This window comes from Sphingomonas sp. GW821-FHT10F09, from assembly GCF_058809195.1.
The window spans coordinates 338,853-350,273 of the sequence record NZ_JBXASI010000003.1 but is presented as its reverse complement, the minus strand read 5'-3'; the positions used below and the strand labels follow the sequence as shown (position 1 = coordinate 350,273).

Here is an 11,421-nt window from a genome sequence, read left to right as displayed (position 1 = left end):
AGGTCATATAAAGGTTTCTTTATATCGTTATGAGGCAGTGATGCGCAGCAGCTACATCTTCACGTCCGAGTCGGTTTCCGAAGGTCACCCGGACAAGGTCGCCGACCAGATCAGCGACACGATCGTCGATCTGTTCCTGTCCAAGGACCCCGAGGCGCGCATCGCGTGCGAGACGCTGACGACGACCAACCTCGTCGTGCTGGCGGGCGAGATTCGCTGTAAGGGCGTGTACGAGAACGGCGCCTGGGCCGATGGCGCGCTCGCCGAGATCGAGGCGGCGGTCCGCGCGACGGTGAAGCGCATCGGCTACGAACAGTCGGGCTTCCACTGGGAAACCTTCCGCTTCGAAAACAACCTGCACGGCCAGTCCGCCGAAATCGCCATGGGCGTCGACGAGGGGTCGAACAAGGACGAGGGCGCGGGCGACCAGGGCATCATGTTCGGTTACGCGACCGACGAGACGCCGGGCCTGATGCCGGCGACGCTCTATTACAGCCACAAAATCCTCGAAACGATGGCGGCCGACCGCCATTCGGGCAAGGCGCCGTTCCTCGAGCCCGACGCCAAGAGCCAGGTGACGCTGCAATATGAGAATGGCGTGCCGACCCGTGCGGTCGCGCTGGTCGTCTCGACCCAGCACAAGGTCGGCTATTGCCTGCAGGGCGAGAATGCCGATCCCGCCAAGTATGATGTCCTCAAGGACTACGTCACCGGCGTGTTTACCGGCATCCTGCCCGATGGCTTCGTCACCGCAGACACCAAGGTCTATATCAACCCGACCGGCGCGTTCGAGATCGGCGGACCGGACGGCGACGCCGGCGTCACCGGCCGCAAGATCATCGTCGACACCTACGGCGGCGCGGCCCCGCACGGCGGCGGCGCGTTCAGCGGCAAGGATCCGACCAAGGTCGACCGCTCGGCTGCCTATGTCGCGCGCTATCTGGCGAAGAACGTCGTCGCTGCGGGTCTCGCCAAGCGCTGCACGATCCAGCTCAGCTATGCGATCGGCATCGCCGAGCCGCTGTCGGTCTATGTCGACACGCATGGCACCGGCACCGTCGACGAGGCGAAGCTGGAGCAGGTGCTGCCGCAGCTCGTCCGCCTGACGCCCAAGGGCATCCGCCAGCATCTGAAGCTCAACGCGCCGATCTACGTCAAGTCGGCCGCTTATGGTCACTTCGGCCGTGAGCCGGAGGGCGACCTGTTCACCTGGGAAAAGACCGATCTGGTCGATCGTCTGAAGGCCGCCGTGGCCTGACGTCTACCGCCGGCGCAGATCGCCCGGCATGGATCGCGGGTTCGACATCGCACCCTCCTTCGCCGATCGGCGGGGGAGGGTGTTTTGCATTCGGCCCGATCCGCGTCGCTCAGCGGCGATAGGCGTCGTTGATCTCGGCGATCCAGCCCGCCTTCGGCGTCGTGCCGATGCCGCGCGGCTTGCGCGCCTCGTCCAGGTCGATCGGCTCGGCGAAGCGCAGGCCGGCGAGCCGCTCGGTCACCCACATCACCTCTGCGGCGAGATCGGTGATCGTCCCCATCTGCAGCTGGACCGTCGCGCCCGCCGCCAGTTCGCCGGCATGTTCGACGCAGGCGCCCGAGCGCGACAGGTTGCGTACGCGCCGTTCGTTGGGCAGGCCGCCGGGAAAGGCGACCGCGGCGCGGACGATCACGCTGTTGCGCTTCTCCCGCGCTGGTTCGGATAAGTCTGGCATAGGTGTCTCCGCCGCCATTCTTGCCAGAAGATAGTAAGGCGAAGGTAAATTTCCGGCCGGGTCAGGCCCGCCTCAGGCGGAAATGTCCGTTTTCGCCTTGTTCTCGAGGCGCGGCAGTTGCTCCATCATCGCGTCGACCACCGCCTCGGCGATCCAGCCGATCGCGCCGCCGACGATGACGTCCGACAGGTAATGGTTGCCGGCCGCCGGCTGGATCGCGGCGATCGCGCCAGCGCCGAGCGCGGCGGGCAGGGCGGCGCCGTCGATCTCGCGCGCGGCGGCGCGCGCCACCGCCACCGCGCCGGCGGTATGGCCGGAGGGAAAGGAATTCAGCTGGTGATCGTGGCTCTCGCCGCGCTCGAAGCGGGCGTGGCCGTCGTCCAGCGCCTTGCTCGGCCGGGCGCGGTCGAACCGGTGCTTGATCGCCGTCTTCACCGCAGTGGCAAGCAGGTGCGCGGCGAGCATCCGGACGCCGCCGCGGACGAGGTCGGCGCGGCGCCCGACGAGCCCCGCCGCGATCGTCGCGGTCGATACCGCGATCAGCTGCGGCTGATCGGCGATCTCTCCCAGGAACCCCGCGACCCGGACCGGTGCCGCGTCGCGGTGGCGCGCGGCATCGTGCGTCGCCTCGCGGTCGGCCCTGGCCAATGTCCTGGCGGCTTTCTTCGCCTTGCCCGGTTTCTTGCTCAACTATCGTCTCCCTGCGGCATCTCGCCGCGTACCTGCGCATGGGCGAGCAGGGCGAAGATGCCCGCACCGCCGACCAGATTGCCGAGCACCGCCGGCGCGATCAGTTCCGCCACCGTCTGCCACACGTCTGTCCGTCCGGCGAACAGCAGCAGGAATGCCTCGGCCGATCCGACGATCGAATGGCTGAACCCGGCGATGGCGAGGACATAGGTGACGATGACGATGACCGGCACGCTCTGTTCGCGCGCATTGGGCAGCGCCCAGGCGAGGATCGCGATCATGAACCCCGCGGGGACGGCATTGACGAAGGTCCGGCCCGCCGACAATTCGGTGATCCCGGCCGACAGGGTCAGCGCCGCCTCCCGGATCGCGTCGCTGCCCAGCGCGCCGCCCGCCATCGCCAGCGCGGCGATCGCCGTCCCCAGCAGGTTGGCGGCGAGCACGATGCCCCACAGCCGCACCGTCCGCGCCAGCGCCCAGCGCGACGGTCGCGTCGCCAGCGGCAGCATCGCGGTGATCGTGCTCTCGGTGAACAATTGCATCCGGCCGAGGATCACCACGAGGAACCCGACCGGATAGCCGACCCCGACCACCAGCTCGCGCCACGGCGCCGCGGGCAGCGCGGCATGCAGCGCCGCTTCGGTCAGCAGCGATACGGTGATCGCGATCCCCGCCGCGAGCCCCGACCAGAACAGCGATGCCGCCGGGCGCCGCAATTCCTCCTCGCCCTCCTGACGCACCGCGCGATGCAGTTCCTTGGCGTCCGCCGCCTTCAGATCGTCGTCGTCGTCATGCGCGGTGGGGGTCGGATCGGCCATTACGGCAGTGCAACGGACCCCGCACCGCTTTGCTCCGCCGCGGCGCGACGAATGTGCCGTTTCCCTGTCCGGCCAAGTGTTCTAGGGCGCGCCACCATGAACGATCCCGCCACCATCCGCCGCCTCTACGGCCGTCGTCAGGGCCACAAGCTGCGTACCGGACAGGCCGCGCTGGTCGAGGACACGCTGGCGCCGCTCAGCGTCCCCGACACCGGGCCGCTCGACGCCGGCGTGCTGTTCGGCGACGCGCGTCCGCTCGAACTCGAGATCGGCTTTGGCGCCGGCGAACATCTCGCCGGGCAGGCGGCGATGCGCCCCGACACCGGCTTCATCGGCTGCGAGCCGTTCCTCAACGGCGTCGTCGGCGCGCTCGGCCATATTCGCGACGGTGGCCTCATCAACGTTCGCCTGCACATGGGCGACGCGCTGGAGGTGGTGGAGCGCCTGCCCGACGCCAGCCTCTCGCGCGTCTACCTGCTCCATCCCGATCCCTGGCCCAAGGCGCGCCACGCCAAGCGCCGGATGATGAACCATGGCCCGCTCGACGCGATCGCCGCCAAGCTGAAGCCGGGCGCGGAGTTCCGGCTGGGGACGGACGACCCGACCTATTGCCGCTGGTCGATGATGGTGATGAATCAGCGCCGCGACTTCGTTTGGACCGCCGCCGGGCCCGCCGATTTCCTCACCCGCCCCGCCGACTGGCCCGAAACCCGCTACGAACGCAAGGCGCGCCGGCAGGGGCATGAGGTGTGGTATTTCAGGTATATCCGCCGGTAATCACCGGAACAGCGCGGGGATCGCCTGGAACAGGGTCGCGCCGGCGAGCGGGCCGCAGACCAGCATCGCCACGTTGAACAGCAGGATCGCCTTCACCGCCGTGCGTTCGCGCGGCGTGAGCGACGGGCGGCGCGGCGCCGGTTCCCAGCGGGGCGGGGGCGGCTGGTCGCGGAAGTCCATGAACATCGTCCGGCTCCTTATCTGCGCCGCCGTCTCTTCTTCGGCTCCGTCCATGGCGGCACCGCGACGTACACCAGCGGCGTCACCGACGCGACCGTGACGACGATTCGGTCGACCGCCGGATCGGCGGGAAACTGGTCGCGCGCCCGGGCGAACAGGAACCGCGCGCGGGCGGCGCCGGGGGCGCTCGCGTTCGCCCCGACCCAGCGCCAGTGCCACGGTTCCCACTTCACGGTCTGGCGGTTGCCGCCCGGAAACGACATCTCGAAACCGAAGCGCGGCGCGTTCGCTACCAGCCAGCGCGCGGCCGGGGTCGCCGCCATGCACGCCTCCGCATCGGGACAGCCGTTGGCCGGGCGGACGGCGAAGTCGATCGCATAGCCGGTGGAATGTTCGCTATGCCCCGGCGGCGCGACCGAGATCGCGCGCGTCGCGTCGGGGTTGCCGTCCGTGTCGGGATGTTCGCGGCAGAAGACGTTGGCCTGGCGGATGATCGACCGGTGGCAGGAAAGGCCGCGGAGCTGCCCGATCACCGCCGCATCGCCCTGCGCGGCGGCGAGCAGCCGTTCGAGGTCGGGGATCATGTCGCGCCGGACCATGCAGGCGTTGAGCGCGAAGCCGGCGGGCGCGGGGACCAGATCGGACGGGGCGGCATCGCCATAGGGCAGATGGCCGTAGACACGGCCGTCGCTCGCCATGCTCGCGGTGGCCCCGGCGCACAGCTGCGCCTCGACGGGCGTGGCGAGGATCGCGGCGAGCAGCAGGGGGAGGACGCGGCGCATGCAACGGCTCTGGCGCGAAGGGGCGGGGAGTGGCAAGGCGTTTCGCATGCATGGCGACCGCGTATTGTTCATCGACGGCGAGGCTCTGGTCATCGACAAGCCCGCGGGCTTGCCGGTCGACAAGCCGCGCGACGGCTCCCTCAGTCTGGAAAACCACCTCGATTCGCTGAAGTTCGGCTTCCAGCGCTGGCCGACCGCGGTGCACCGGCTCGACCGCGACACCAGCGGCTGCCTGCTGCTGTCGCGCAACCCCAAGGCGCATGCCCGATTCCAGCAGGCGTTCGAGCGCGGCGAGGTGGAGAAGCGCTATCTCGCCATCCTCGCCGGCGTGCCAGCGGAGGCGGAGGGCGTGATCGACCTCGCGCTCGGCAAGGTGAGCACGCGCGAGGAGGGCTGGCGGATCGTCGCCGATCCGAACGGCAAGGCGGCGAGCACCGCATGGCGCGTCGTCACGACGCGCGACGGGCACGCGCTGGTCGAGTTCCGCCCGGCGACCGGGCGCACGCACCAGATCCGCGTCCATGCCGCCACCGGGCTGGGGCTGCCCGTGCTCGGCGATCCGCATTACGGCGCCGGCGAACCCGGCGGCATGATGCTGCACGCCGCCGCGCTCACGATACCGCGCGCCAACAAGGACCCGATCGTCGCCGAGGCGCCGCTGCCGGCGCGCTTCGGGGACTGGCCGGGGATCGCATCGGCCGCCGAGGCGGCGTGACCGGGGCGGCGCGCACATGCCGCTGATTCAGGTGACGCGATCGATCGCGATCGACGACCGCGAGATCGAGGAGAGCTTCACCCGCGCGTCCGGCCCCGGCGGCCAGCACGTCAACACCACCGACAGCGCGGTGATGCTGCGCTTCGACGTCTGGGGCTCGCCCAGCCTGCCCGACATGGTCAAGCAGCGGATGAGCGTGCTCGCCGGATCGCGGCTCAGCAAGGACGGCGTGCTGACGCTGCGCGGCGACGGATCGCGCTCGCAGGAGATGAACCGGCGCGAGGTGCGCGAGCGGCTGGTCGCGCTGATCCAGGAATCGACGATCGTCCCCAAGACGCGCCGCCCGACCAAGCCGAGCCGATCGGCGAAGGCACGCCGCGTCGACGAGAAGAAGGGGCGCAGCACGGTCAAGGCCGGGCGCGGCAAGGTGCGGCTGGATTGAGGCGGGCACCACGCCTACATCGCCCGCCATGTACCAGTTCGACATCTCCGCCGGCTCGAAGGCCGACCTGTATCGCGACCTGCTGTCGGCGCTCGACGCGCTGACTGCGGACGAACCCGATGGAATCGCCAACATGGCGAACGCCGCGGCGCTGGTCTGGCAATATCTGCCCGACCTCAACTGGGCCGGCTTTTACCGGCTGGTCGGTGACGAACTGGTGCTCGGGCCGTTTCAGGGCAAGGCGGCCTGTATCCGCATTCCGGTGGGCAAGGGCGTCTGCGGCGCCGCCGCCGCGACCCGCGCGACGCAACTGGTCGAGGACGTCCACGCCTTTCCCGGCCATATCGCCTGCGATGCGGCGAGCCGGTCGGAACTGGTCGTTCCGATCGTCCGCGGCGACGCGCTGATCGGCGTGCTCGACCTCGACAGTCCCGAACCGGCGCGGTTCGATGCGGAGGATGCCGTGGGTTGCGAGGCACTTGCGACACTGCTGGCGACGCGGCTCGGCTGATCCAAAAGGGGACAGCGGTCCGCTGGCGACTCCAGGAACCAAGTGATAAGCCAATCGTCAACACGATGTTAACCGTCGGCGCGAGGGGGCGCGCGCCGGAACAGGGAGAAGACGATGCGGACCTGGTTGATCGCGACTGCGGGGCTGGCGCTGGCCGCGACCGGTGGTGCCGATGCGCAGCAGCGCGTCGTCGCGCACGGCCCGGGCGGCATGCGCCCCGGCGCAAGCTATCCGGCGCCGCGGCAGGCCATCGCGCCCGCGCCGGCGATCCAGCCGCGCGGACCGTGGCAGCCGCAGACGTGGCAGCGCGGCGGCTATCCCGGCCAGCGCCCGACGGTGCAGCCCGGCCGGCCCGCAGGCTGGAACGGCAACGCCCGCCCGCCGATGGTCCACCCCGGCCAGCCGCGCTGGGGCAGCAAGGTCGGTGGCCGCTGGTGGGGTGGCGCCAACGCTCCCGGGGGCTGGAGCGCCTATCGCCGGCCGTATCGCGGCTATGCGCTGCCGACCTATTGGGTCGCCCCGCGCTTCTACATCAGCGACTGGCAGTCCTACGGCCTGACCCAGCCGTCCGCCGGCTATAACTGGATCCGCTATTACGACGATGCGGTGCTCGTCGACGCGCGCGGCTCGGTCTACGACACGCGCGACGGCATCGACTGGGACCGGTACGACGACGGCTATGATGCCGGCGACGACCGCGTCTACGCCGACGGCGGCTATGATGACCGTGGCGTTGACGATCGCGGCTACGATGACCGGGGTTATGACGATCGCGGCTATGACGATCGTGGCTACCGGCGCGACGATGGCGTCGGCGGTGCGGTGGCGGGTGCGGCCGTCGGCGGCGTCGCGGGCAATCTGATCGCCGGCCGTGGCAATCGCCTCGGCGGGACGCTGATCGGCGCGGGCGTCGGTGCCGCCGCCGGCTATGCGATCGACAGGGCGGAGGATCGCCGCGCCCCGCCGCCGCCGCCGGTCTACGACCGCGGCCATGGCGTGCCGGTCGCCCCGATGACGCCGCCGCCGCCACCGGTCGGCTATGCCCCGGGCGGACCGAGCTGGCGTTCGGCCGACGGCACGACGACGGTCACCACCACCAGCGGCGCCGGCGGCTATTATCGCGGCGGCTATTTCTACCCCGGCGCGTCGACCACGACGGTCGTGGTGCAGAGCGCCCCGGTGGTGACGACCACCACGACCGAAATCTACGAGGACGCCGTCACCTACACCCGCAAGCCGCGCGCACGGACCAAGACGAAGCGCGTCTGGCGCCCGGCTCCGACGTGCCGGTGCAACTGACCACGGCGGACCGGCAGGGCGGAACGACCCCGGCCTGAATCGTCATGGCGAGGAGCGCAGCGGCGCAGCAATCCAGAGCATTACGCGTGCGGCTCTGGATTGTTTCGCTCCGCTCGCAATGACGGACAGGGGAAAAGACCTCCGCCCGCCGCCCTGAATCGTCATTGCGGGGAGCGTAGCGACGCGGCAATACAGAGCATCACGCGTGTGGCTCTGGATTGCTTCGCTCCGCTCGCAACGACGGACAGGGGAAAAGACTGCCGCCCACCGGCTGCGTCAGCCGATCCCCAGATCCGCCGGTCCGAACGCCTGCGGCAGCAGTTCGGACAGGCGATAGCTCGCCACCGCATCGCCCTCCGCCGCGCCGCAATATACCGCGATGTCGCGGCCGCCGAGCTGCGCGGCCTCGTTGAGCACCTGCCGGCAGCGACCGCACGGGCTGACCGGGGTCGTGCCGGTGGCGCGCCCGTTTGCGTCCATCGCGCCGCCGATCACGCCGACCGCGACCACCTCGCGCAGCCGCCCCGCCGCGCTCGCCGTGGCGATCGCCACCGTCTCGGCGCACAGCGACAGGCCGTAGCTGGCATTCTCGACGTTGGCGCCGGTGACGAGGCTGCCGTCGGTCATCAGCAGCGCCGCCCCCACCGCGAAGCGCGAATAGGGCGCATGCGCGCGCGTCGCCGCCTCGCGCGCGGCATGGATCAGGCGGGTGGTGTCTTCGGTCATGGCGCTACGACGTTCCAGTTTACGGAGCCTTCGATGCCGTCGATGCGGCGGATGTCGCTGGCGCGCCACATCCGCCACGGCCGCGCGGCATAGCTCGGCGGGAAAAGATTGCCGATCGCCCAGACCGGCCGGTCGATCGCGGCGGACAATTGGTAATCCTTGTCCACCGCCTTGGTGATGCGCAGCAACACCGGCTTGCGGGTATGCGTCTCGACCATCTGGATGAAGTTGCGCACTTCGTCGGCGAGCACGTTGCGGTCGGGCCGCGCGGTGCAATCGGCGCGATAGCTGACGTCGACCGCCATCGGCAAAGCGTCGTCGGTGCGCGGCACGAACGCATTGAACGCATTCGCCTGATCCGCCGCCAGCTGGCACAAGGAAAACAGATGCACCGCGCCGCGCCGCAGCCCCGCCTCGGGCACCGCGGCCCAGTTCGCCTCGAACCCCGGATCGCGGCGGTCGGCCCCCGACGTCGCGACCAGATAGGCGAAATCGGCACCGCGCGCGCGCACCGTCCCCCATTCGATCGCGCCGGGATTTTCGCCCAGGTCGATGCCCTGCAACGGATATTGGCTAGGCGCGGGATGCCATCCGGTCGCGAAACTCCAGCCGGCGATGCCGAGCAGCCCGGCGCCGACGAGCACGCCCGCCGCTTTGAACAGTCCGTAGGCCATCAGCCGCGCAGGTGCAGGACGCAGATCAGCGTGAACAGCCGGCGCGCGGTATCGAAATCGACGTCGATCTTGCCCTCCAGCCGTTCGCGCAGCAGGTCTGCGGCATCATTGTGGACGGCACGACGTGCCATATCGACGGTCTCGATCTGTTGCGGGGTGGCGGCGCGTATCGCCTGATAATAGCTGTCGCAAATCGCGAAATAGTCCTTGATCGACCGGCGGAAGCGCCCGAGCGCCAGCACCAGCGTCTCCAGATGGCTGTCGTCCTCGCGGTGGATGTGGATGCCGAGCCGCCCCTCCGCCGATTCGAGCTTGATCCGGTACGGCCCGGCATAACCGTCGGCATGCTGGCGCTGCGGCGCGAAGTGATTGCCTTCCAGCAGGTCGAAGATCGCGATCCGCCGTTCCTGCTCGACGTCGGCCGAGCGCCAGCCGATGCTGTGCTCGTCCAGGGTGATGTCGATGATCCGCGGGTCGGCCATCGTCGTCCGATATAGGTCTAGCCCGTCCACGACAATTCCGAGTTTGTCGGCGAAGGTCCACGAGCGGTATAGCGAGCGGTATGGCCACACTCGCATTCCCGACTCCGGCGGCTCCCGCCGAACCCTTGCAATTGCCCCGCAACGTCGAGGCCGAAGCGGCGATGCTCGGCGCGATGATGATCGACAACCGACTCGCCGACGATCTGGTCGACCGGCTGGAGCCGGTGCATTTTTACGAACCCGTTCACGCCCGCATCTTCGCCGCCATCAAGACGCTGCGCGCCAACGACATGCTGGCGACGCCGGTGACGCTCCGGCCGATGTTCGAGGCCGACGAGGGCATGCGCGAACTCGGTGGGCCGTCCTATCTCGCCAGCCTGACCGGGTCTGGCGCGGGTCTGATCGGCGCGCGCCAGTTCGCGACGCAGATCTACGACCTCGCCATGCTGCGGGCGCTGGTCAGCGTCGGGCGGACGCTGGTCGAACGCGCGATGGACACCTCCGAAGAGGTCAATCCGCGGGCGCAGATCGAGGCGGCGGAGGAGGAACTCTACAAGGTCGCGGGCGACGGCGGCGCGGAGAATGCCACCAAGAGCTTCGCGCAGGCGACGACGATGGCGGTCAAGATGGCCGAACGCGCGCTCAATTCGGGCGGCAACCTGTCGGGCGTCACCACCGGCCTCGACAGCGTCAATGCCAAGATCGGTGGCATGCACCATTCCGATCTCATGATTCTCGCCGGCCGTCCCGGCATGGGCAAGACGTCGCTCGCCACGAATATCGCCTTTAACGCCGCGCGCCGCTGGATGCGCGACATGGCCGACGGCATCCCGCCGAGCGAATCGGTGGGGGCGAAGGTCGTCTTCTTCAGCCTCGAGATGAGTGCCGACCAGCTGGCGACGCGTATCCTCGCCGAACAGTCGCAGATCAGCTCCGAAAGCCTGCGCATGGGCAAGATCAGCAAGGCCGAATTCGGCCAGCTCGCCGCGGCGGCGGCGGAGCTCGAGAATTTGCCGCTGTTCATCGACGATACCGGCGGCCTGTCGATCAGCGCCCTCCACACCCGCGTCCGCCGCCTGCAGCGCCGCCACAACAACCAGATCGGGCTGGTCGTGGTCGACTATCTCCAGCTGCTGACCAGCGGCGGCAAGGGGTCGAAGGAGAATCGCGTGCAGGAGATTTCGGAAATCTCGCGCGGATTGAAGACGCTGGCCAAGGACATGAATGTGCCGGTGCTCGCGCTGTCGCAGCTCAGCCGCGCGGTCGAAAGCCGCGAGGACAAGCGGCCGATGCTGTCCGACCTGCGCGAATCGGGTTCGATCGAGCAGGACGCGGACATGGTCTGGTTCGTGTTCCGCGAGGATTATTACACCGCGCAGCGCGAGCCCAAGCGCCCGATGGAGGGCGACGAGGCGAAGGTGTTCGAGGACCACGCCAAATGGGCGAGCGACATGGAAAGAGTCTATGGCCTCGCCGAGATGATCGTCGCCAAACAGCGCCACGGCGCGACCGGCAAGGTGGTGCTGAAGTTCGACCCGACGATCACCAAGTTCAGCGACTATGCGGGCTATTGAGGCCAAAAAATCCTGTTCGCAAAGGTAGTCAGCACCGGT

At 69.1% G+C, this 11,421-nt stretch carries 15 protein-coding genes; 7 read left to right on the top strand and 8 right to left on the bottom strand.

Annotated elements, in window-relative coordinates; genetic code table 11:
• Positions 1-40 precede the first annotated feature (40 nt).
• Entirely contained in the window at positions 41-1,258 is a 1,218-nt protein-coding gene (metK, locus tag AC1RTO_RS12355) for a methionine adenosyltransferase (protein ID WP_493161128.1), read from the top strand.
• Between the two features lie 109 nt (positions 1,259-1,367).
• On the opposite strand, the gene AC1RTO_RS12350 is transcribed toward metK, so the two are convergent.
• The 3 genes from AC1RTO_RS12350 to AC1RTO_RS12340 form a co-directional block, all read right to left on the bottom strand.
• The gene (locus AC1RTO_RS12350; protein ID WP_493161127.1) at positions 1,368-1,712 is read right to left on the bottom strand and encodes a PilZ domain-containing protein; all 345 of its coding nucleotides are present in this window, start codon (positions 1,710-1,712) and stop codon (positions 1,368-1,370) included.
• A gap of 72 nt (positions 1,713-1,784) precedes the next feature.
• Complete coding sequence (locus AC1RTO_RS12345; protein WP_493161126.1) at positions 1,785-2,402, bottom strand: phosphatase PAP2 family protein; 618 nt, start codon at positions 2,400-2,402, stop codon at positions 1,785-1,787.
• Complete coding sequence (locus AC1RTO_RS12340; protein ID WP_493161125.1) at positions 2,399-3,220, bottom strand: formate/nitrite transporter family protein; 822 nt, start codon at positions 3,218-3,220, stop codon at positions 2,399-2,401. Before AC1RTO_RS12340 ends, AC1RTO_RS12345 begins: the two co-directional genes overlap by 4 nt.
• 96 nt (positions 3,221-3,316) lie before the next feature.
• On the opposite strand from AC1RTO_RS12340, the gene trmB reads away from it, so the two are divergent.
• Positions 3,317-3,997, top strand: a complete 681-nt coding sequence (gene trmB, locus AC1RTO_RS12335; protein ID WP_493161124.1) for a tRNA (guanine(46)-N(7))-methyltransferase TrmB — start codon at positions 3,317-3,319, stop codon at positions 3,995-3,997.
• Here the strand turns inward: trmB and AC1RTO_RS12330 are convergent, their stop codons facing one another.
• Together AC1RTO_RS12330 and AC1RTO_RS12325 are read right to left on the bottom strand one after the other, a co-directional pair.
• Positions 3,998-4,183 carry a hypothetical protein gene (locus AC1RTO_RS12330; protein WP_493161123.1) on the bottom strand — a complete coding sequence of 62 codons (186 nt, stop codon included), beginning with the start codon at positions 4,181-4,183 and terminating at the stop codon, positions 3,998-4,000.
• An 11-nt stretch (positions 4,184-4,194) separates the two neighbouring features.
• A complete protein-coding gene (locus tag AC1RTO_RS12325; protein WP_493161122.1) occupies positions 4,195-4,959 on the bottom strand; it encodes a M15 family metallopeptidase in 765 nt (254 codons plus the stop codon).
• A gap of 46 nt (positions 4,960-5,005) precedes the next feature.
• On the opposite strand from AC1RTO_RS12325, the gene AC1RTO_RS12320 reads away from it, so the two are divergent.
• The 4 genes from AC1RTO_RS12320 (at position 5,006) to AC1RTO_RS12305 (ending at position 7,926) form a co-directional block, all read left to right on the top strand.
• Positions 5,006-5,674 (top strand): RluA family pseudouridine synthase, encoded by a 669-nt coding sequence (locus tag AC1RTO_RS12320; RefSeq protein WP_493161212.1) that lies wholly within the window; start codon positions 5,006-5,008, stop codon positions 5,672-5,674.
• 16 nt (positions 5,675-5,690) lie between these two features.
• On the top strand, positions 5,691-6,116 hold the full coding sequence (gene arfB, locus AC1RTO_RS12315; RefSeq protein ID WP_493161121.1) for an alternative ribosome rescue aminoacyl-tRNA hydrolase ArfB: 426 nt from the start codon (positions 5,691-5,693) through the stop codon (positions 6,114-6,116).
• A 28-nt stretch (positions 6,117-6,144) separates the two neighbouring features.
• Positions 6,145-6,627, top strand: a complete 483-nt coding sequence (locus AC1RTO_RS12310) for a GAF domain-containing protein (protein ID WP_493161120.1) — start codon at positions 6,145-6,147, stop codon at positions 6,625-6,627.
• 114 nt (positions 6,628-6,741) lie between these two features.
• The gene (locus AC1RTO_RS12305; RefSeq protein WP_493161119.1) at positions 6,742-7,926 is read left to right on the top strand and encodes an RcnB family protein; all 1,185 of its coding nucleotides are present in this window, start codon (positions 6,742-6,744) and stop codon (positions 7,924-7,926) included.
• A 276-nt stretch (positions 7,927-8,202) separates the two neighbouring features.
• Here AC1RTO_RS12305 and AC1RTO_RS12300 read toward each other — a convergent pair whose 3' ends face one another.
• The 3 genes from AC1RTO_RS12300 to AC1RTO_RS12290 are packed head-to-tail and all read right to left on the bottom strand — an operon-like array spanning position 8,203 to position 9,808.
• A complete protein-coding gene (locus AC1RTO_RS12300) occupies positions 8,203-8,652 on the bottom strand; it encodes a cytidine deaminase (protein WP_493161118.1) in 450 nt (149 codons plus the stop codon).
• Positions 8,649-9,326 carry a GH25 family lysozyme gene (locus AC1RTO_RS12295; protein WP_493161117.1) on the bottom strand — a complete coding sequence of 226 codons (678 nt, stop codon included), beginning with the start codon at positions 9,324-9,326 and terminating at the stop codon, positions 8,649-8,651. Before AC1RTO_RS12295 ends, AC1RTO_RS12300 begins: the two co-directional genes overlap by 4 nt.
• Entirely contained in the window at positions 9,326-9,808 is a 483-nt protein-coding gene (locus AC1RTO_RS12290; protein ID WP_493161116.1) for a UPF0262 family protein, read from the bottom strand. The genes AC1RTO_RS12295 and AC1RTO_RS12290 overlap by 1 nt, the downstream gene beginning before the upstream one ends.
• A gap of 80 nt (positions 9,809-9,888) precedes the next feature.
• On the opposite strand from AC1RTO_RS12290, the gene AC1RTO_RS12285 reads away from it, so the two are divergent.
• Positions 9,889-11,382: a replicative DNA helicase gene (locus AC1RTO_RS12285; protein WP_493161115.1), complete on the top strand. Its 1,494-nt coding sequence runs from the start codon at positions 9,889-9,891 to the stop codon at positions 11,380-11,382.
• The last annotated feature ends 39 nt before the right edge of the window (positions 11,383-11,421 follow it).